We start from the raw sequence: 21,552 nt of genomic DNA on the forward strand, positions 1-21,552 counted from the left end.
CGGGCCGGACGCGCGCTGCTCGGTGCGTCCGGCCGGCGGAAGGGCGGCTGCCGGAAGGCGGATCGGGAAAGGTTCGGCCCGCCTTCCGCACCTTCAGCCGCTTACTTCGGGAGGGCGGCCAGCACCTTTTCCGGCAGGGCCGGGAGGTGGCGGACCCGGGCGCCGCAGGCGTGGTAGATGGCGTTGATCACCGCCGCGTGCGGGCTGGTCAGGGGCATCTCGCCCACGCCCGAGGCACCGAAGGGGCCGTCCGGACGCGGGGTTTCGACATAGATGATCTCGATGTCGTCCGGAATCTGCTTGATGTACGGCAGACCGGCCCCGGCCAGGGTCGAGTGCTTCTTGATGTCCTCGAAATCCTCGGTCAGGGCCAGGCCGATCCCCTGGGCCAGGCCGCCGTAGATCTGACCGTCGACCACCAGTTGGTTGACCACCTTGCCGACATCGGCCACGCAGGTCATCCGCTCCACCGTGGTTTTGCCGGTGGCCACCTCCACCGCCACCTCGGCCATGAACAGGCCGTACATGTAGCAACACATCGGGCTGCCCTGGCCGTTGGCGTCGCAGTCGGTGGCCGGCGCGCTCCACTTGCCGTTGACCTTGGTAGGGATGTTCTCAGCCACCATCTCATCATAGGTGCGGAAGCTGCCGTCGGACTTCTTCATCGCCTTGACCAGCGCCTCGCATCCCACCCGGATCGACTGGCCGACTATGACCTGACTGCGGCTGCCGCCGGCCGGCCCGGAGTTGGGGCATTTGGAAGTGTCGTTCATCACCAGCTTGATCCGGCCGACATCCAACCCCAGGGGCCGCAGGGCCTCGTGGGCCGTGGCCAGAGTGCCCATGTCCGCGCCCTGGCCGTGGTCTTCCCAGGTGTTGAAAATGGTGACCGTGCCGTCGGCATTGAGCTCGACATCGGTTTCCGCGGTGTCGGGGCCGTCCAGGCCGGCGCCGTAAACGCCCACAGCCAGGCCGACCCCGCGCTTGATCCCGCCGCCGGTGTTGACGGCCGCGCGCTTCTTGGCGTCTTCGTATTTGGGTCTGAGCGCTTCGAACATGGCCGGCAGGGAGAAGACCTCCGGCACCTGGCCGGTGGGCGTGGTGGCGCCCGGCCGGTAGACGTTCTTGTAGCGCAGCTCAAAGGGGTCGATGCCCAGTTTTTCGGCCAGCTCGTCCATCAGCACCTCGGACGGGAACTCGCTCTCCGGCGCGCCGTAGCCGCGGAAGGCCGAACCCCAGGCATGGTTGGTGCATACGGTGCGGCCCTCGCCGCGAATGTTCCTGATGTCGTAGCCCGCGCCGATGAACTGGGCGCCGCGCAGGGTGAGCAGGTCGCCGAACTCGGAGTACGGCCCGTGGTCGACCGACCAGTCGGTCTCCATGCCCAGCAGCTTGCCGTCCTTGTTGGCGGCCAGGCGGACGGTGGTCCAGAACGGCGAGCGTTTGCCGGTGTAGGTCTGCTGCTGGAAATAATCGTAGCAGAGGAAGACCGGCCGGCCGGTGGCCAGGGCGGCGGCGCCGACCAGGGCCTCCATGGTGGGGCTGAACTTGTAGCCGAAGGTGCCGCCGGCGTTGTTCTGGATCAACACCAGGTTTTCCGGCTCCACGCCCAGGCCGGGGGCGATCATGTACAGGTGGAGGTGCAGGCCGATGGACTTGGAGTGGACGATCAGCTTGCCGGCGTCGTCGAGGTAGGCGTAGCCGACATCGGGCTCGATCGGCAGATGGGGCTGACGGCTGACATAATACTCGCCCTCGATGGTGACGTCGGCCGCAGCGAAGATCGGCCCGGTCTCCTCGCCCTTGGCGATCTTCTGGATGTAGTAGACGTTGGGGGTGCCGGGGTGGATCTCGATGGCATCCGGCTCCATGGCCGCCGGCGCGCTCATGTAGGCCGGCAGTTCCTCCAGCTCGACCTTGACCTTCTTGGCCGCCTCTCTGGCCTGCTTCTCGGTGTCGGCGCAGACGATGGCGATGGCGTCGCCGAACTGGAAGACCTTGGTGTCGCAGAGAATCGGCCGGTCCCAGCCGTCGCCCTTGTTGGAGGGAAAGGTGATCAGGCCGGTGATGCGGTTCTTGCCCTTGATGTCCTTGTGGGTGACCACCTTATGCACGCCGGGCATCTTCTCCGCCTCGCTGGTGTCGATGGAGAGGATGTTGGCGTGGGAGACTGTCGCCTGCACCAGGGCCAGCTGCAGGGTGTTCTCCGGCAAGGCCAGGCCGGAATCGGCGCCGAAATCCCAGGTGCCGGTCACCTTGGCGGCGGCGCTGGGACGCGGCATGCTGGTGCCGAACACCTTGCCGTCCGCGGGAATCTTGTAGGCCAAATCCTGCATGCTGAGCTGGCCCTTAAGCACCTTGGCCGCATCCCGAACCGCATCGACCAGCGGTTTGTAGCCGGTGCAGCGGCAGGCGTTCCTGTATTTCTGAAACCAGCCGCGGATCTCCTCGCGGGACGGATCGGGGTTGCCGTCGAGCAGGGCCTTGGCCGAGACGATGAAGCCCGGGGAGCAGAAACCGCACTGGGCGCCGCCGTGCACCATCCAGGCCATCTGGAGGGCGTGGAGATCGCGGGGCGTGCCGATGCCCTCGATGGTGGTGATCGCGGCGCGGTCGGGAACCCGGTCCATCTTGGTGATGCAGGACCGGATCAGCTTGCCGTCCATGATCACGTTACAGGCGCCGCATTGCCCCTTGCCGCAGCCGACCTTGGTGCCGGTGAGGCGCAGGTTCTTGCGGATCACGTCGGAGAGCAGATCGGAGTTTTCGGCCACCACCGAACGCTCAACCCCATTGACGTACAATATTTTCCTCTGCATGCATGACTCCTATGAAATGATGGTGAATGAAACGGGCTGTGCGGTTTTCCCTTCCAGGACACCAGCCGAACTGCCGATCAAAGGCACGCAAGCGCTGCGGCAAAGCCGCCCGTGCCCCTTCTCCGGACAACGCCAAACGCGGGACGCGCCGCCGCGCCCCGCAACGCCAACCACAGCGTCTTGCCGGAATTTCCGGGACAAGACCAACCGGTGGAGCCCGCCCGGACCAAAAGCGGGAAAGGGGCCGGGCTCCACCGGGTTTTCGTTTTGTTACCGGCTCGGGCGGCCGCGGCGCAATGTTCGGCCGCATGCCGCCCGCCGCTTGCCTCTCTTACAGCGCCGCGAGGTAAATCGCCTTGACGTCCGCGTCCTTGGGTCGGCGCGGGTTGGTCAGGCCGCAGGCGTCCTTCTGGGCATTGGCGGTCATGATGTCGATATCCGAGACCTTGACCTCCTTGCCGTACCGCTTGCCCAACTCGACCAAGCCGGCCGGGATGCCGATGTCGGCCGACAGTTTCCTGATCGCCACCAGGGCCAGCTCGGCGGCGTCGCGCGGGGCCAGGCCTTCGGTGTTCTCGCCCATGAGCTGGGCGATCTTGACGAAACGGTCGATCTTGGCGATCAGGTTGAACTGCTGCACGTGGGGCAGGAGAATGGCGTTGCACTCGCCGTGCGGCAGGTCGTAGAAACCGCCCAGTTGGTGCGCCATGGCGTGCACATGGCCCAGGCTGGCGTTGTTGAAGGCCATGCCGCCCAGGTACTGGGCATAGCACATGCCCTCGCGGGCCTCGATGTCCTGGCCGTTGGCCACGGCCGGCCGGAGGTGTTTGGCGATCAGCTCGATGGCTTTTTCCGCGGCGGAATCGGTCATCGGGGTGGCGATGGTGGAAACGTAGGCCTCGACCGCGTGGGTGAGGGCATCCATGCCGGTGGCGGCGGTCAGGGACGGCGGCATGCCCATCATCAGCAGCGGATCGTCCACGGCGATACCCGGAGTGACCCGCCAATCGACAATGGCCATCTTCACGTGGCGGGAGGTGTCGGTGATGATGCAGAAACGGGTCATCTCCGAGGCGGTGCCGGCGGTGGTGTTGACCGCGAGGTACGGCGGCATGGGCTTGGAGGATTTGTCGATTCCCTCGTAATCGTGAATCTTGCCGCCGTTGGCGACCACCAGGCCGATGCCCTTGCCGCAGTCGTGCGAGGAACCGCCGCCCAGGGTGATCAGCGAGTCGCACTGCCCCTTCTGGTAGATGGCCACCCCGTCATGGACGTTGTTATCGGTGGGATTGGGGATGGTCTCGTCGTAGACCACGTACTTCATGGCGGCTGCTTCCAGAAGATCGGTAATCTGTTTGGTGATGCCGGCGCCGGTGATGCCCTTGTCGGTGACGATCAGCGGTTTGGCACCGCCAAGCGCCTTGATTTTTTCCGGAATCTGTTTTGCGGCGCCAATGCCGATCAGGGTAACGCTGGGAATGAAATAACCGTATACTTCTTCACGAACTGCCATAGTCACACCTTCCTTTAATAGATGTCGGGTTCCTTGTCGAGCTGTCTCTTGTGCGCGCATGCATCCAATAGGCCTTACCTCGGTAGAGCAAAGGACGTGCCATGGAACGACAACCCGTCGCCGGTTCGCCCTGCATTGCCGCTGCAGGATGCGGCACGCTCCGAAACCGGCCAACATCGTCCCTTTTTGGCCGTGATCGGCGGCGGTCTCGGTCGAAACGGCCCGGCAAAAGGAGCAGCAGGGCCGGGATTGGCCGATCCGACGCCGGCCCCGGCAGGGGGCAAAACGGGTCCCCGGTTGAACGAAATCCAAAGCAAAATCGGACGGAGCGGCCGCAAAACGGGCCGACTTTATACAGTTTTACCGATGGATCGGGAGGTTACCGACCTGAGTCAAAAGTACACACAAAAAACGCGTACCTGAGGCAAGATGGGACACACGTGCGCCGACATGGCGCAGCCGGGGCGCATGGTTTTTGACCGCGCGCTTTTTTTTGCGGGAATGGAAAGAAAAAAGCGCCGTCCGGCCCCGAAGCGTCCGAACGATCCGAAGTCAACCCCGAGACGGGCAAGATCGGCAATGCCGCCGGACGCCGCGCCAGGCGGCAAGGTGAGAGCGAAATCGACGGTCAGGCCGCCTTGCGATTGCCGTTTGTCACCACAAAACGGCCCATGTCGGCGTCGGCATCCAGGATGTGCGACAGCAGCCAGGTATTCAGGAAGGTGAGCAGCTCAAAGGACATTTCGCGCTTGCAGTTGCAAAAATTGTCCCGCATTTCCTCCAAGCGGGCGGCAAATTGCTTGTGCCGTATCTTGTGCAGGGCATAGCCGGGGTAGCCACACGCGCGCATTAACGATTCTTCCGCCGCAAAATGATACTCGGTGTAGGCGGTCAATTCGGCGAAAATCCTTGCCCAGTCCCGACGTTTTGCTTGATTGACGAAATCATCGTAAATGGTGTTGAGCAAATCGACCAGATGGCGATGATGCTCGTCGATTTCCTTTATTCCGGTCGCATACCGGGCATTCCAGGTGATGAGGTACATGGGGGCCATATCGTTTGGTTAAGGTGTTTTTTCCCGTGTTCCAGCCGGGGCGCGGACCAGGGGAGGCCGCGGAGGAGAGAATATAGGTAATTATATATATGTTTGTCGAGCTAAATCCAGAAATATTGTTTTTTTTCGAACAGGTGGGGCTCCGGGAGCACAGCCGAAAAGAGCACGGGATGGTGCGGCAAGGCCGCGGCCTTGTATGGAAAATGAGGGAGATGGAACGCGGAGGAAGGAAGTGCCGCCGGGGGCGGGGGGCAGGATCTTGGGGGATGCGACGGCGGCCTAGGGCGTTTTCCGGCGGGCCAGCACCAACACGTTGGCAATGTACGTCTGCACGGCCCTGTCGGCCTGATTCAAGGTGGTGACCCGCATTTTGACCATGCCCTGTCCGGGTTTGGTCGGCGAGGGCTGGATGGCGAGAATTTCGATCTCAAGGCGCAGTTCGTCTCCCGGCCGCACCGGATGCGGCCAGTGCAGCTCCTCCATGCGGACCCCGATCATGCCGTCGGCCGGCCTGAAATCGCTTTCGAGCAGCAGGCGCATGCTGAGCGCCGCCGTATGCCAGCCGCTGGCGGCCAGGCCGCGAAACACGGTCTTTTTAGCCGCCTGTTCGTCGAGGTGAAAGGGCTGCGGATCGAATTCGGCGGCAAAGCGCTTGATGCTCTCCCCGTCCACCCGCAGCCGTCCCGAAGCAAACCTCTGGCCGACGGCCAGCTCCTCCAGAAATGTTCGTGGCATGGCGTGTCCCAGCCGGCTCCAGGCGCACGCCCTGCCGGCATTGTCGATAATCTGATTGCCATCGAACTTCGGCCAGGTCCGTTCGCCGGCAATCGGCGGTATTTTTGACGCTCCGGAAGGCCGGTCGATCAAGCGAAATCTCCCACTGCGTTCGCGATGCCAGGATGAAATCGGCTGAATTTGAGTGGCAATCGGTTTCGATAAAACGGGAGGGTCGCGGGCGGCCTATCCCAGACCGGGAAAAAGTTGTTTGAGGCCATGGGCAATGAATTCCACCCCCATGGCCGCCATGATCAGCCCCATCAGCCGGGTAACGATATTGATGCCGGTCCGGCCCAGCAGGTTGGTGATGGCGGGTGCCAACCGGAAGAGGCAGGCGGTCAGGCCGGCCAGCAGCACGATCGCCAGGATCATGTAGACATAGTGCAGCATGGAAGTGTAGCGCTGGGCATAGAGGACAACCGTGCTGATCGCCCCCGGACCGGCCAGCAGCGGCGTGCCCAGGGGCACCACGGCCACGCTGTCCCGCTCGGCCGAATCCAGCTCCTCTTCCTTGGTCTGCTTGACATTGCTCATTTTGGCGTTGAGCATGGAAATGGCCATCAGCAGGATGAGGATGCCGCCTCCCACCCGGAACGAATCGATCGAGATCCCGAAGAAGCGCAGGATGGCCTCGCCGCTGAACAGGACCACCACCAGGATGACCGCCATGGAAACGGCGGCCATGGTCCCGTTTTTGGTGCGGGCCGCGGCGGTTTGGTTCGCCGTCATGTTAATGAACAGCGGTAGGGTGCCCACCGGGTTGACCACGGCCAGCAAGGTGATGAAAAACTTGAAATATTCGTTGATCGTTCCGACTTCCATGGCCAGTGTCACCGATCCGGTGCCGCTTCGTCCCATTCGGCGAGCAACGACAGCTCGATCTCGCACCGGGCCATTTCCGCCCTGTTGCCGTCCACCTCGGCAATCGCCAGATCCTGCTCGATCGCCTCCCGGAGCAGTTGCCTGGGATCCATCCGCATTCCCTCGGGAAAACCCGATATCTCATCGCGCAGGATTGCCAGGCGCCGCTGCAAATTTTCTTGAAGTTGTTCTTTCATGACTCACCCGCTGTGTTGCGCACCAGGTCCCGGTGCTGTTGTCCGACCGGCAGCTGGCGCCTTCGGCCGGGCCGGCCGCCGCTCGTGCCGTCGACCTTGCCGGAATCACCCTACCCTGCTCCGCATTTTCAAGCCAGCCTCTTTTTGCCCACCCTCCCCCGCCGAGGAGAACAGCGACATATCCAATCGAAATAATTCGAAATTTCAGCCCGCAACCGGCACTCTATTCGCCATTCCGGAAAACAGCACTTCATTCAACAACGCCGATGCGAGCCAATGCCGAGACAAATCGTTTCATTTCATCATGTTATATCAACATACAAAAATATACGTACAAAGGCCCGTTCTTTGCTTATTCCACTATCAGATGTATGCACACTTCCCTTTTAACCTCAGCCACAGGAGCAGCATTCATGAAAAATCTCTTGCTAGGATTGATCGTCATCGGTTTGTCAAGCGGCCTGGCCAATGTGGCTCAAGCCAATTTGATCGTCAATGGCAGTTTTGAGGAAAACGTTGTGTCACCGGGCAGTTGGAGTGTTTTCTCCAGTATCGACGGCTGGACCGCGACCTCGGGCCCCGGTATTGAAATTCAAAACAATGTCGCTGGATCGCCCTATGACGGCATGCAATTCGTCGAACTCGACAGCCACGGCAACAGCGCCATGGCTCAAAGCGTCTCCACCGACTCGGGCCAGCTCTATCTCCTTGAATTCGCTTACTCTCCGCGTCCTGGCATCGGCAGCGGCTCCAACCTTGTCGATGTCTTTTGGAACGGCATTTCGCTGACCAACAATGTCGGCATCACCGCCAATGGGGCGAGCGACACCCTGTGGTCCCTGATGCACTTCCAGGTAACCGGAACGGGAGCGGACACCCTGAGCTTTGCCGCCCTGGGAACCAGCGACAGCTTTGGCGGTTATCTCGACAGCGTCAGCCTCAACAGTGCCGGACCGGGCACCGATCCGGTCCCGGAACCGGCCACGGTACTCCTGTTCGCCACCGGACTCGCCGGACTTGCCGGTACGGCTCGACGGAAAAAATAACCATCCGATTCCACAAATCCGGAAGGGGGGCGGGGCCGCATGGCCTCGCCCCCTTTTTTTTGGCCGACAACTCGCTGCACACAAGGCCCGAGGTGCCCGGCGCCCGCCTGGCGCGCCGGGCGCTATTTCGTCTCGTAGCAGGCCAGGATCTCGCCAAAATACAGGGTGTGATAGTCCTTTTTCGGATACAGCCCTTCCAGGGCGTCGGCGAGAAAGGTGGGATCCATGGCGGATTTGTAGACCACGGCGCATTCGTAGTGGATTCCTGGGATATCGATGACGGGCGAGGCCACCGCTTGGGCCTCCTTGACGGACAGGTCGCAGGCCTGCAGCTTGTCGACGTCCCGGCCCGATTTGGTGCCGCAGAAGGCCAGAGCCTTGCTGTGGGCGGCATCGAGCGGAATGGTCACGGTGAAATTGTCGGTCCGCTCCATCAGGGTGAAGGTGTGGCGCGAATCCCTGACCGCCACCATCAACACCGGCCGCTGCCAAATGTAGCCGATGGTGGCCCAGCCGATGGTCATGGTGTTGACCGCCCCATCAGCCCGGACCGTCAGGAAGGCCCCCTTCTTGATTCGCTCCATCAAAGTGTCGATTTGTTCCAAATAGTTCCTGTTGAGCATAGCCATGCCTCCTCGTTTTGGCATCGAATCGTGGTGGTGGCTCGCAAGGCCGGGCGGTTGGCACCGTCCTGGCCTTGAAGCCGTTTATTTTTCCGGTCCGTTCATGAAGCGATCCGGTGCCGGACCGCCGGCCAACCGAATATCCCGACGGATCGTCAGGAGCGGCGGGGAAAGAAGAGCAAGCGAAAGGCATTCCACCCGTCCTCCCCGCTTTCCACGGCGATCCTGCCGCCATGCAGCGCCACGATCCGCTTGACAATGGTCAGCCCGAGGCCGACCCCGCCGTGCGCCGCCGAACGGGATTTTTCGCACCGGTAGAACTGGTCGAAAATCCGGTCCAGGTCGGTCTGGTCGATGAACGGCCCGGTGTTGGCGACCGTCATTATGGTTTCCCCCGAGTCGCCGGTTGCCAGCAGGCAGCGGATCTCGCCTCCCCGGTGGTTGTACCGCACCGCATTGTCCAGAAGATTGATCGCCACCCGCCGCATTTTCTCCCGGTCGCCCGCAAACAGATGCACGCCGTCGAAACAGCAGACGAGTCGGATATCCTGCTCATACAGCAGCGCGTCGAACTCCTGGGTCACCGAGAAAAAGAGTTCGGTCAGGGAAAACAATTCCCGCGCCAGCTCATCGCGCAGCTCCAGGCGGGAAAGATCGAGCAGGTTCTTGATCAACAGGCCGATCCGGGCCAGGGCCCGCTCCTGGGCCAGCAATTTTTCCTGAATCGGGGCGGGCAGATGCTCATGCTGCAGCGTCTCCTCCACCGACAGGCGCAACAGGGTGACCGGCGTCTTCAACTCGTGGGCGGCGTTGGCGATGAATTCCTTCTGGCGGCGGAAAGAATGCTGAAGCCGGTTGAACATGGCATTGAGCGAGGCGATCAGCTGATCGATTTCGTCGTGGTTGTTGGTCAGGGGGATGCGTTTTTCCAGGGTCCTGGCCGTGATTTCCCTGGTCAGGCGGTTGATCTCGCGAATCGGATGCAGGATTTTCCCAGCCACCAGATAGCTGACCCCGATGAGAATCAGGGTCGAGACCAAGAGAGCCGCGCCGATCACCAAGACCGACTCGATCGATTCGCCGACCAGGTTTTCCACCGGCCGGGCCACGTGCACCTGATAGATGGCGCCGTCGACCGGGACGATGAACACCCGGTTCCAGAAACCGGCGGGCTGGTCGTCCTCCTCGGCGTAAAACTGGTTGAGAGGAATGTCGGTCGGGATGAGATAGCCCTGGTCCCACATTTTCTTGGGCAGGTTGATCCTGCGCGCCAACTCGGAAGCGAACAGCAGCCGGCCGTTCGCATCGTACACCTTGGTCCAGTAAAGGCGGGAAAACAACTCCAGGATTTCCAGGTGCAGCTCGCCGGCCGCCTGTTCCCGCCCCATCTCGTTGGCCATGGTCTGGGCGCGGATTTCCAGCTCCTGGTCGAGAAATTCATAGGGCGTTTCCAGGCCCCACAGAAACACGATCACGGACAGAACCGCAGTGGAAACCAGCCCCGCCAGGCTGGCCCACAGGGTAATGCGGGTGCGGATTTTCATGCCTGGCCGTCGCGGATCATGTAGCCGACGCCGCGGACGGTGACGATGATTCGCCCGGCCTGGTCGTCGAGTTTTTTGCGCAGGTTCTTGATGTGCACGTCGATGTTGTTGGACATGGTGAAGGGATCGAAGGCCTCGCCCCAGACGTGCTCGGCGAGGTTGAACCGGGAAACGGCCCGGTTGCAGTTGTAGAGCAGGAATTCGAGCACCGAGAACTCCTTGGGGGTGAGCACCACCGGTTCGTTGTCGAGGGTAACGCCGCGGGTGTTGGTATCGAGGCGGATGGAGCCGACCGCCAGATACGGGCTGGCCTTGTCGTGGCTGCGGCGGAGCAGCGCCCGGATACGGGCCAGAAGTTCGGCCATGGAAAACGGTTTATGCAGATAATCGTCGGCCCCCAGGTCGAGCCCCTTGACCCGGTTGGCCACCTCGCCCTTGGCGGTCAGCATCAGGACCGGAGTGGCGATCCCTTCGGCACGTAATTCGGCCAGCACGGCAAAGCCGTCCTTTTCCGGCAGCATGATATCGAGCACGATCAAATCGTACGGCTCGGTGCAAATCAGCTCCGCGGCCGCGGCGCCGTCGCCGGCGATCTCGACGGTGTAGCGCTGCTGCCGCAAGGTTTGGGCGATCTGCGCGGCCAGTTCCGGTTCGTCGTCCACGATCAATACCCGCATCTCACCCTCTTCCGTTCGTTTTTGCGTCCAGCCGCGCCGCCCTGCCGCCATAGCCTGCCCGTTTTCCGCCACGCGCCCGGCAGGCCGCACCGCCAGCAAAAAAAAATCGACAAGAGCATCGCCGCCGTCGCCCGTTCATCATTTCTTCATCGAGCCTGTGGTAATGGCTACCGTAGGCCACCGGCCGCCGCAGCGAGCTAACCCCACAAGGGGCTGTCCCGGCCGGATGCCAGAATACTCCCTAACGCGCGGTCGGCACAAACAATTAATCGCGCCTGGGGATGCCCTCTTAACGACGTCTTGCCGGCCATCGTCTCAATGTACCCCTGGTGAAAAACCATGCAGCCCACCCTCTTCGTCCCCCAGCAACATGTTGCCCCGGCCCGCACCGCCTCGTTCCGCTCGTGGTGGCTGACCCTGCAAGCGCACCGCCTCGCCCCCCTGGTCGCCATCGGCGCCAGCTACCTGCTGGTCTCGTTCATGCTGAGGCTGGTTCTGGTGGCGGTCTTCGGCCTTAACGACGGCATGCGGCCCATACTCCTGGTGCCGACGATCCTGCTGGGATTGATCAACGACAGCATCACCTTAAGCTATCTCCTGGCACCGATCTATCTCTTTTTGACATTCATACCCATCAGGATATATCAATCCCTGGTAGGGCGGGTCATGATCGTGGCGATGGGCTGGATATCCTTTTTCGTAATACCGTACATTGCGGTTATTCAATATTATTTTTTCAAGGAATTCTCGTCGAGATTCAATCTTGTTTCAGTCGACTACTTGATTTATCCCCATGAGGTTTTTGTCAATATTTATCAAACCCATCATGTTGTTTCAACATTTTTCATTGTCTTTGCCTATGCGACGATATTGATGTTTTTTTGCTGGAAACTGTTCACCCCAGTTGCCAGCGTTCCCGTGCCGATGAAGCAAAGACTTCGATCAACGCTGCTCTATTCCTTGGCGATCGTGGCGTTCTCCAGTATTTTTTCCACCCACAGCCTTGATTTTTCCTCCAACCGTCTTGTCAATGAAATCGCCGCCGATGGCATCAGCAGCTTTTTCGAAGCCCTGCACACCAACAATCTCGACTACACCGCCTATTACCGCACCGGCGACGAGCGCTCCCTGTCCCGCCTCCTGGCCGGCACCCTGGCCAGGGACACCAGCCGTTCGCAACCGGCTCCCTCCACCTTCAACCGGGTGGCCGCCGGCAATCCGCAGGGTCTGGGCAAGTTGAACGTGGTGGTGATCGTCGAGGAATCCCTGGGATGCGAGCACGTCGACACCTGTAAGCGCGGGCTGGACATCGACGCCGCCGTTGCCTCCGCCGCCGCCTTGACCCCCAACCTCGACCGGCTTGCCCGCCAGGGCCTCTTCTTCAACCGGGCCTATGCCACCGGCACCAGGACGGTGCGGGGCCTGGAAGCCATCACCACCTCCTTTCCGCCCATCCCCAGCGAATCGATCATCAAGCGGCCGGGGAGCGACCATATCGCCTCCTGGGGGAAAGTCATGCGGGAACAGGGGTATCAAACCAGCTTCCTCTATGGGGGCTACAGCCTGTTCGACAACATGGGTGAGTTTTACGGCAGCAACGATTTCGCGGTCAAGGACCGCAACGATATCGACAATCCCCGTTTCGGCAATATATGGGGCGTCTCGGACCAGGATCTCTTCGCTTTTGCCAAGCGCTATTTCGACGCCGCCTCGGCCGCTAACGCGCCTTTCTTCTCCATCATCATGACCACCTCCAACCACTCCCCCTTCACCTTTCCCGACGGCATCGAGGGCGTGCGCGCCAAAGGTGGCAACCGGTACGACGGCGTGCGCTACGCGGACTACGCCCTGGGGGAATTTTTCCGGCAGATCGAATCCGCCCCCTGGTATCGGCAGACCCTGTTCGTGGTGGTTGCCGACCACGGCGCCCGGATATACGGCAGCGAAAAAATACCGCTGCCCAGCTACGAGATTCCGCTGTTGATCATGGCGCCGGGCCGGTTGGCGCCACGGCAGATTGTCACTCCGGCCAGCCAGATGGATATCGCGCCGACCGTCATGGGACTGCTCGGGCTCCCCTATTCGGCGCCGTTCTTCGGCCAGGATGTTTTGGCCGAAGGCAACGACACCGCCAAGGTGCTGCTGTTCAACCACAATCACGACGTGGCCCTGTATCAAAACGGCAGGTTGGCCGTCCTGGGGCTGCGCGACGCCGCCCACACCTACACCTATCGCCTGGGGGACGACAGCATGCGGGAGATTCCCCGGGACGAGGCCATGGTCGATCTGGCCACCGCCTATTACCAGACCGCCTACAACCTGTTTGTCCGCCGTCAATATCTCTGATCTTCCCGCCCTATCGCGCCGAGGACCCACGCCATGAACATATCGCAAACGACCCTGCACCTTGCCGCCTCCATCCTGCTGGTCGCGCTGTACAACACCACCTTTTTCCGCCATGTGCTGGCGGTCTACCCGCCCATCGCCGGCAACGCCTTGTTCCTTGCTTCGCTGGCCATCGGCCTGACGGCGGTGCTCATGCTGCTTTTGACCGTCACTTGCTGGCAACGCACCACCAAGCCGGTCCTGAGCGTGCTGCTGGTGCTCGCCGCGACCGTCGCCTACTTCAGCAACAACTACAATGTGGTGATCGACCACACCATGGTCGCCAATATTGTCCAGACCAACGCCAGCGAAGTGTACGACCTGCTCAGCGTCAAGCTGCTGGTCTATCTGCTGCTGCTGGGCATTGTGCCGGCGGGCTGTGTCTGGTGGCTGCGCCTGGCGCCGACCTCCTGGGAAAAGGAGTTGCTCACCAAGGCAAAAATCACGGTGGTGTGCGTGGTCACCGTCTTTGGCCTGCTTTTTCTCTCCAGCGACTTTTTCTTCTCCTTTTTCCGGGTGCACGAAGCCCTGCGGGACTACACCAATCCGACCTACTCCTTGTATTCGCTCGGCAAATATCTCAGAAAAAACTTTGCCGGCGGCCGTACCGCCATCCGCCCCATCGGAACCGACGCCCACATCCCGGCCACCGATACCGACCGTGAATTGGTGATCCTGGTGGTGGGCGAGGCCGCCCGGGCGGATCATTTCTCGCTCAACGGCTATGCTCGTCCGACCAACCCGCTGCTGCAGCAAGAGGATGTCGTTTCGTTTGCCAACATGTACTCGAGCGGCACCGCCACCGCCTATTCGGTGCCGTGCATGTTTTCCATCTACCCCCGCGAGCAGTGCAGCGCGCAAAAAACGGCTACCACCGAAAACCTGCTCGATGTGCTGCAGCGCGCCGGGGTCCACATCCTGTGGCGGGACAACAATTCGGATTCCAAGGGCGTGGCGCTGCGGGTGCCCTACCAGGACTTCAGGCAGCCGAGTCTCAACCCCATGTGCGAAGGCGAATGCCGGGACGAAGGCATGTTGGTGGGATTGCAGGAATATATCGATGCGCAAAAGGAGGGGGACATCGTGATTGTCCTGCACCAGATGGGCAACCACGGCCCGGCCTATTACAAGCGGTATCCGCCCCAGTTCGAACGGTTCACCCCGGCCTGCGCCACCAACCAGCTCAACCAATGCACCAAGGAGGAAGTCATCAATGCCTACGACAACGCCATTCTCTATACCGATGCCTTCCTGGCCAAGACGATTGCCCTGTTGAAAAAAAACGACCGGCGGTTTGAGACGGCGATGATCTACATGAGCGACCATGGGGAATCGCTCGGGGAATACGGCCTCTATTTGCACGGCTTGCCCTATGCCATGGCCCCGGACAACCAAAAGCACGTGGCCTCGATCTTCTGGCTGGGCGACCGATTCGGGATCGACCGGCAGGCCCTGCAGGCCAAGGCCGCCGAGCGGCTCTCCCACGACAACCTCTTCCACACCGTGCTGGGCCTGCTTGAAATCCAGACTTCGGTCTACGACCCGAGTCTCGATATCACCCAAAACGCCCTTGCTCATCGGCAGCCGCCAACGCCGCTTCCCGGCCGGAAAGGCGGCCAGGCGCAGCCGAATCAACCAGACGCCCAGCCCCATAAACAAGATGCATCCGGCTTGGCCAGCTACAAAAAACAGCTGGCCCAAGTCCTGCCCGTCTGGCTGCTGCTCCACCTGGAGGAGGGAGCCAGGCGGTAGGGCCTCGCCCTCCGGAAATTGCAGCCTCTTCCTTGCCATGGGCTTGCCATGGAATGGTTCGACAATGTGGCGGGATAAGAACAAAACCCCCTTGGAACATGGATTCCAAGGGGGCCTGGCGGTGTTGGTTGCCCACCGAAAAAAGATCCTGCCAAAGGATCCTGTCAAGTAATCGGCGCCTCTTGCCCGAAGAGGCAAGGGGCAGGGCAACGGCAGGCCCACAGGCGCCGCCGCCCGGTTATCGCCTTCACGCTACCTTCATGCTACCATCTGTAGACGATGCCGACCCGCGCGTCCCATCCTTCGCGGCTGCCGTCGCCGCCCAACGAATGCGTATAACCGCCGGTGGCAAAGAGGCTGAGCTTGTCGCTGACCTGACCGGATATCCCCAGCCCGATCTCGCCCCACTGGTCATCGGAGCGGGATTTCACCTTGGCCGGGTTGCTCCGGTTGAGCGCGCTGACCGTCAAATCGCTGTCGCCGGAAAACTCTTTCCACAGATTGGTCCGCAGCCAAACCGACTGCTCGCGGGGCTTGTCCGCGTCTCCGCGGTTCCAGGTCCTGGCCAGACGCAGCCCCACCCGACCGCGCAGAGAGCTGCCGTCGTCAAAGGAAAAATTGCCGTAGCTGTCCTTGGCATCGTCGAACACCACGTTCTGAAAGGCGATCTGGGCTTGCGGCTCCAGGGTGTAGCCCCGGCCCAGGTCAAAGGCGTAGCCGCCTTCCAGCGAGGCCAGCAGACCGTAGCCATCGACATCCATCCTCTCGCCCAGGTTCGACCGGCTCCGCGCATCGTAGACCGTCCCCTGGACCACCGCGTCGCTGTACCAGCCCTTGGCGTCGGCGGAACTGTAATGGGTCCAGTAGCCGCCCACGGTGTAGCCGTCCAGATCGGCGGTGCCGGCCTTGCCCGCGTACGCCTGCGCCACGTCCGCATCCAGATGGCCGTAGCCGACATAGGTACCCAGGTGGTCGCGGCTGCCGCTGGCGCTTTGCCGGGAATAGATGTCTAACCCGGCCTGGACGCCGCCCATGGTATAGTCGTAATCCACCCCGTAGTTCATGAAATTGCCGCCCGCGTTATGGAACAGACGGTTGCCCAAGGCCCGGCCCCAGGCGTTGGTAAACCATTTTTCATCGGGTTGCGCCGACTCCTCGTTGCCCGTGACCCTCCGGCTCTCACCCACGCGCTGGTGCAGGGTATCGAGCATCGAATAGCCGAACTCCCGCCCCAACGGCACCAAGGCGGTGGCCAACGGCACTTCCGGCCGGATGTTGGGCAACGGCTCGGGCGACGGCGGGTTGGGCACAGGCTGGTAGGCGCTCGACAGATACCAGTCGCCGTCGTTGCCGCCACGGTGCAGGGTGTATTCGTACAACCCGGCCGCGACCCGATCCTGCAGGCGGAAGGAACCGTCCGAAGCGCCCTGGACCAGCACGACCGGAATGCCCTCGCCGCCGGTCAGCGCGCCGCCGCCATCGGTGTTTTTGATCCGCAGCAGACTGCTGCCGGCGGTGTTGCCCGCCACGATGAGTTGGTCGGTGGGAGAGTTGCTGTCGCCCAGATAGGTGTTGAGCGCCACCACTCCTTCCGTGGCGCTGTAGTTGCCGCGCACGGTCAGGGTCTTGTAGCCGCCCGATGCCGGTCCGCTGAAATCCACCAGGCTGGACGCCAGGCTCAGCGATTGGACATCCGAGTTGCCGGTCAGATTCCACACCGACTCGCCATCCAGGCCGACCGCGCCGATATTGCGCGCCGCGCCGCTCCATGCGGATCGATTGTTCATGGCCACCTGCACGCTGGTGGGATTGACCGCCTGCATGTCGCCGTGCAACCTCGTGCCGCTATCCGCCCGCAGCACACCATTGCCGGACGCGGCATTGAGCAGGATGTCCGGCCCGTCGGCCGTCATGGGCCCACCTTTCACCTGTACCCCGTTGCTCAGGTTGATTTGGTAAAAACTTGTTGCCGGGGCAGCGCTGAGGAAATCGATAGCCTGGGCGGTGCTGGTCAACGAGCCGCCGGACATGTTGAAAAGGGCGTCGCGGCCATTGGCGGTGCTGGTGGCAATCCCGATTGTGCCCGCGCCGTAGGCAACAAGGTTGCTGTCGGTCAGGTTGATCACCGATCCTGTGGATTGAAATCGCACCAGATTGGAATTGGCGCCGTAGCTGTTGAGCTGCAGCGCATTGGCGTTTATCGTTCCACTATCCGCGACCCGCAGCCCGCTGTAGTTGTCGCCCACGGTATCGACCCGCACGTTGTCGGCGTTCGCCGTGCCCGCCTGTACAAAAATACCCGCACCGGCCAAGCTGCCGGCAGGGCCACGCATGGTGACAGTGGTGTTATGCAAATTCACCGTCGCACCGTGCGTGGTGTCACGAACATACACCCCCATATTGGAGCCGGTGGAGTTTACGGCAATATTACTATTGTTGATGTTGAGGATCCCGCCAGATATGGCGGCTACTCCGAGCTCCTGGAGGCCGATGACAACACTGCCTGCGGTCCAAATGTTCATGTTGGCGGGATTCACCTCGCCATTGATGGTGATATTGCTGTTGTTCAGGTTGGTTACCGTATTCAAGCCGGCGGAGACAACCCCCAAGGTAGCGCTTTGGCCCTGCACGGTGAGGTTGTTGAACGTCGCGCTGGTCGAAGGGAAATCGGCCGGGCTATCCACACTGACCCCTATCCAGGCATTGTTGGTATTGGTATTGGTCGAGCCGCTGTCGATGTTGATCACAATGCCCGAGCCAAAGGTGTCAGCCGGGGCGTCGACGCCTCTCACCCTGATGCCGGCCGAACCGTTGCTGGCACCGGTAACGTTGATGGTGGTGCCGTCGCCCAGCTTGACCAAACCGCCGCCATCCATCCAGGCGCCCACATGCGCGGCATTCAGGACGGTGCCGCTACCGGTCAGAGTGATCAAGGAACCGGTGCCGCTGGCAATGACCGAAGGCGCGTCGGTGGCGGTGGCAAAGGTGTTGAGGTTGCTGCCGGCGACCTTGCCGCCGTCATGGGCATAAATGGCGGCTCCATTGGTGCCGCCGGCACTGTTGCCCTGGATGGTGCTGTCGTCGGCAACGGCGATATCTTGCCCCGCTCCGGCCACCACGGGCGGCAGGGGCGCCGCCTGGGCTTGCGGCAACGAGCCGAAAAACAGCAAAACAACCAGATCGAGCAGGCCGGCTCCCGTACGAGCCTGGCCCGCCGATCTGGCGCGAAATCCTGTATTTTTTCTTCTGGTATACTGACTCATGGTATCTTTCTTCCTGAGAATTCTTGGTAATGCAATGCGGAAAACCGCAGCCAACAAAACAACAACTTTTTGATTTAATGCAAATACTCCACAGCCTCCTTCTCCTTGACGGAATTGGCCGGCCACCTTTCCCCACATGAGGCCGAACATGGCGCAACCAGTTTCATTGATCTCGAGAACCGCTTGCCAGGATCGACGAGATCGGCAAGAGGAGATGAATCGTTCCGACCCCATGGATACATGGAATTAAAACCACATCGTGGGATACGAAAAAAAGTTTTATTATTAACAAATAACGTTTTTTCAGATTATTAATCGAAGCAACCATCACACCGATTACGATAATTACCTTAAAGACATTGTGCCACGATGTCGGACAAAACAAAGAGATTTTCGTTTGCGGTTCAATATTTTTTATCTCGGCCGCCGCCTCTAAAATATTTCAAATAAAATCAAGTAATTATGATAAAATTTTATTTACTGGAAACCGCGCTCAAGCTGGCGACAAACAAGAACCGTTTGCCGTTTTCGGCAAACTTGTTTCAGGCCACGGCAAGGGGGGACGGATAGGGTCGGGAAGGGATATCGGCAACTCGCCGGCATGCGACGGCCGAAAGAACGGCGCAGGTGCGCATGCGAACCGTTCGCTGCGCGTTGGGTCAGAGGGGAAAAACGTCGCGGCAGGCTGCGGGACAGCGGGCCGTTCTTGGGTTTGCTTGCAAGATTATCGTGGTGACATAACGGACAAGGCAAAGATGGTTCCAGGACGATTCATGGCACCGGGTCACCCGGAACCACGGATCGCCCCGGCTGGGCATTCCTGATGTTCCGTTTGCAAATCAGGGTGTTCAGATGGCGCGCAGATCGATCTTGTTGTCGTAGAAGGTGCTGCCATTGGCCTTGTCCGTGAGCCGCTGCGAGGTCAGGGCGTTGACCGATCTGGCGCCCGGCGCGAACTCCAGCCACCAAACGCCTTCGGCCACCGCCACACCAGGCGGGACCGTATCGGTCACCTCCAGCACAAACGCCACTTCGCCGAGGCTGTTCACGGCCAGCACCGATTGGCCGTCGGCCAGGCCGCGCGCCGCTGCCTCGGCCGGGTGGACGTGCAGCCGCATGCCGCGCTGTTTTGCGCGCAGGTCGTCCCGTTCGTAGAAAGAGGCGTTCAGGGCAAAGGGGGAAGGCGCGCTTACAAGCTGCAGCGGCAGCCGGTCGCCGGCGCTGTGGGGCGGCAGATAGCGGGGAAGCGGTTCCGCCTCCCGCGGGTTGAGAATTTCAATCGTCCCGGAAGGGGTGCCGAAACGCTCGGGCGGCCAGGGAGGCCGTTGCAGTTCCACCCCGATGCCGGCCGCAAGACGGCCGATGTCGATGCCCTCCCGCAGAGGGGCCGGGGCGGCCAGGAGCCGGTCGATCAGCTCATCCGCGCTCTGGCGGAAAAAGGGGTCGTGCAGGCCCAACTCTTGCGCCAGGGCGGTAAAGACGTCCCAGTTCGAGCGGCTTTCGCCCACCGCGGGAATGGCCGGCCAAGCCCGCTGCAGGCAATAGCTTCCGTAGGACAGGTAGATATCGGCATGCTCCAGAGACGAGGTCGCGGGCAGGACGAGGTCGGCGTAGCGGGCGGTGTCGGTCAGGAAGCGTTCGTGGACCACGGTGAACAGATCGTCCCGCGCCAACCCCCGCAACACGGCATTCTGGTCCGGAGCCACCGCGGCGGGATTGGAGTGATAGACATACAGCGCCATGATTCGCGGCCGGTCGAGCTCGTTCAGGGCCTGCCCCAACCGGTTCATGTTGACGATCCGGGTCGGGGCGGCCATGAAATCCTCTCTGAGAATCGTGCCCAGGGCAAAGGCGCTGCCGGTGGAAATACCGCCCAACAGGCCGGCGTGCCGTTTGCCGTAGGCACCGACGAGCGCCGGCAGGGTGGCGATGGTCCGCACCGTCATGGCACCGTTGCCGTAACGGGAGAGTCCGCTGCCCAGCCGAATGAAAGGGGCCCGCGCCCGGGCGTATTCCCGCGCCATCCGCTCGACGGTTGGCGCCGGTATGCCCGTCAATTCGGCGGTGCGCTCCGGGGTATGCTCCGGGAGGACGGTCCGGGCCAATTCCGGATAGCCGGTGGCCTTGCGCAGCAGGAACTCGAGATCGACCAACCCTTCGCGCGCAAGCACATGCATCAGGCCGAGCGCCAAGGCGCCGTCGGTGCCGGACTTGACCAGAAAGACCTCGTCGGCGCTCGGTGCGGTGTGGTGGCGGTAGGTGTCGATCAGCCAGACGCGGGCGCCCGCCCGGCGCGCCTTCTTGACCCGTTCGAGGAAGTGGATGCTGGTCGCGGCGGCGTTGATGCCCCACAGGACGACCAGATCGCTCTTGCACACCTCGTCGGGATGCGGCGCGGGCGTGTTGCCCAGAACGGACTGCAGCCCGGCGGTTTTTGCCGACGAGCAAATGGTGCGTTCAAGCCGGGAGGCCCCCAGGGCATGGAACAGGGGATGGCCGGCATTGCGCTGGACCAGTCCCATGGTTCCGGCATAGGAGTACGGCAAAATCGCCTCGGCCCCGTGCGTGGATTCGATGGCCCGCCATCGGCCCGCAACGATGCAAAGCGCCTCCTGCCAGCTTATTTCCCGGAAGGCGCCCGTGCCCTTGGCGCCGTTGCGCAACAGCGGTTTGAGCAGCCGTCGGGACGAATGGACGGTTTTTTCGTAATGGAACATTTTCGGGCAGAGCCTGGCGCCGGAATAGGGATGCTCCGGGTCGCCGCTGACGCGGATGGCGCGGCCATGTTCCCGTTCGATCAACAGGCCGCAGGTATCGGGACAATCGTAGGGACAGGCGGAGCGGACAATGGTCGACATGGGGTTCTCCGAAGATGACTGACATGGGCCGGGGATGGCTTGGCCCGGCATTGCCCCGGACGCCGCGGTACGAGAAAGCCACGGCGCGTTCCAACGTGCCGCAGCTTGATCCATAATGGCGAAGGAGGCAAGCGACAATCGCCCGCCTTGCCCGCAAGGCCGCGATTACGGATGCGGTGCGTC

At 61.7% G+C, this 21,552-nt stretch carries 14 protein-coding genes; 3 read left to right on the forward strand and 11 right to left on the reverse strand.

What is annotated here, in order from left to right:
* Positions 1–101: 101 nt before the first annotated feature.
* The 6 genes from RMR13_RS01075 to RMR13_RS01100 all read right to left on the reverse strand — a co-directional run bounded on the left by RMR13_RS01075 (position 102) and on the right by RMR13_RS01100 (position 7,221).
* Positions 102–2,819 carry a molybdopterin-dependent aldehyde oxidoreductase gene (locus tag RMR13_RS01075; RefSeq protein WP_310598793.1) on the reverse strand — a complete coding sequence of 906 codons (2,718 nt, stop codon included), beginning with the start codon at positions 2,817–2,819 and terminating at the stop codon, positions 102–104.
* A gap of 331 nt (positions 2,820–3,150) precedes the next feature.
* Positions 3,151–4,332, reverse strand: coding sequence for an iron-containing alcohol dehydrogenase (locus RMR13_RS01080; protein WP_310598794.1), 1,182 nt, complete (start codon positions 4,330–4,332; stop codon positions 3,151–3,153).
* Between the two features lie 628 nt (positions 4,333–4,960).
* Positions 4,961–5,386 carry a bacteriohemerythrin gene (locus RMR13_RS01085; protein WP_310598795.1) on the reverse strand — a complete coding sequence of 142 codons (426 nt, stop codon included), beginning with the start codon at positions 5,384–5,386 and terminating at the stop codon, positions 4,961–4,963.
* 279 nt (positions 5,387–5,665) lie between these two features.
* The gene (locus RMR13_RS01090) at positions 5,666–6,121 is read right to left on the reverse strand and encodes a MaoC family dehydratase (protein WP_310598796.1); all 456 of its coding nucleotides are present in this window, start codon (positions 6,119–6,121) and stop codon (positions 5,666–5,668) included.
* A 225-nt stretch (positions 6,122–6,346) separates the two neighbouring features.
* Positions 6,347–6,985 carry a YchE family NAAT transporter gene (locus tag RMR13_RS01095; protein WP_310598797.1) on the reverse strand — a complete coding sequence of 213 codons (639 nt, stop codon included), beginning with the start codon at positions 6,983–6,985 and terminating at the stop codon, positions 6,347–6,349.
* An 8-nt stretch (positions 6,986–6,993) separates the two neighbouring features.
* Positions 6,994–7,221 carry a hypothetical protein gene (locus tag RMR13_RS01100; protein WP_310598798.1) on the reverse strand — a complete coding sequence of 76 codons (228 nt, stop codon included), beginning with the start codon at positions 7,219–7,221 and terminating at the stop codon, positions 6,994–6,996.
* Positions 7,222–7,634: 413 nt separating this feature from the next.
* On the opposite strand from RMR13_RS01100, the gene RMR13_RS01105 reads away from it, so the two are divergent.
* Complete coding sequence (locus RMR13_RS01105) at positions 7,635–8,267, forward strand: PEP-CTERM sorting domain-containing protein (protein ID WP_310598799.1); 633 nt, start codon at positions 7,635–7,637, stop codon at positions 8,265–8,267.
* A 122-nt stretch (positions 8,268–8,389) separates the two neighbouring features.
* Here RMR13_RS01105 and RMR13_RS01110 read toward each other — a convergent pair whose 3' ends face one another.
* The 3 genes from RMR13_RS01110 to RMR13_RS01120 form a co-directional block, all read right to left on the reverse strand.
* The gene (locus RMR13_RS01110; protein WP_310598800.1) at positions 8,390–8,896 is read right to left on the reverse strand and encodes a flavin reductase family protein; all 507 of its coding nucleotides are present in this window, start codon (positions 8,894–8,896) and stop codon (positions 8,390–8,392) included.
* Between the two features lie 149 nt (positions 8,897–9,045).
* Positions 9,046–10,434 carry an ATP-binding protein gene (locus RMR13_RS01115; RefSeq protein WP_310598801.1) on the reverse strand — a complete coding sequence of 463 codons (1,389 nt, stop codon included), beginning with the start codon at positions 10,432–10,434 and terminating at the stop codon, positions 9,046–9,048.
* Complete coding sequence (locus RMR13_RS01120) at positions 10,431–11,111, reverse strand: response regulator transcription factor (protein ID WP_310598802.1); 681 nt, start codon at positions 11,109–11,111, stop codon at positions 10,431–10,433. Before RMR13_RS01120 ends, RMR13_RS01115 begins: the two co-directional genes overlap by 4 nt.
* Positions 11,112–11,450: 339 nt before the next feature.
* Between RMR13_RS01120 and RMR13_RS01125 the strand changes: the two genes are divergently transcribed.
* Positions 11,451–13,457, forward strand: coding sequence for an LTA synthase family protein (locus tag RMR13_RS01125; RefSeq protein WP_310598803.1), 2,007 nt, complete (start codon positions 11,451–11,453; stop codon positions 13,455–13,457).
* Positions 13,458–13,490: 33 nt separating this feature from the next.
* Positions 13,491–15,248: a phosphoethanolamine--lipid A transferase gene (locus tag RMR13_RS01130; protein ID WP_310598804.1), complete on the forward strand. Its 1,758-nt coding sequence runs from the start codon at positions 13,491–13,493 to the stop codon at positions 15,246–15,248.
* A gap of 263 nt (positions 15,249–15,511) precedes the next feature.
* Here the strand turns inward: RMR13_RS01130 and RMR13_RS01135 are convergent, their stop codons facing one another.
* Both RMR13_RS01135 and RMR13_RS01140 read right to left on the reverse strand, forming a co-directional pair.
* Complete coding sequence (locus RMR13_RS01135) at positions 15,512–18,511, reverse strand: autotransporter outer membrane beta-barrel domain-containing protein (protein ID WP_310598805.1); 3,000 nt, start codon at positions 18,509–18,511, stop codon at positions 15,512–15,514.
* A gap of 848 nt (positions 18,512–19,359) precedes the next feature.
* Positions 19,360–21,369: a molybdopterin oxidoreductase family protein gene (locus RMR13_RS01140; protein ID WP_310598806.1), complete on the reverse strand. Its 2,010-nt coding sequence runs from the start codon at positions 21,367–21,369 to the stop codon at positions 19,360–19,362.
* Positions 21,370–21,552 lie beyond the last annotated feature (183 nt).

The organism is Desulfobulbus sp. (assembly GCF_031547805.1).
Lineage (GTDB): Bacteria > Desulfobacterota > Desulfobulbia > Desulfobulbales > Desulfobulbaceae > Desulfobulbus.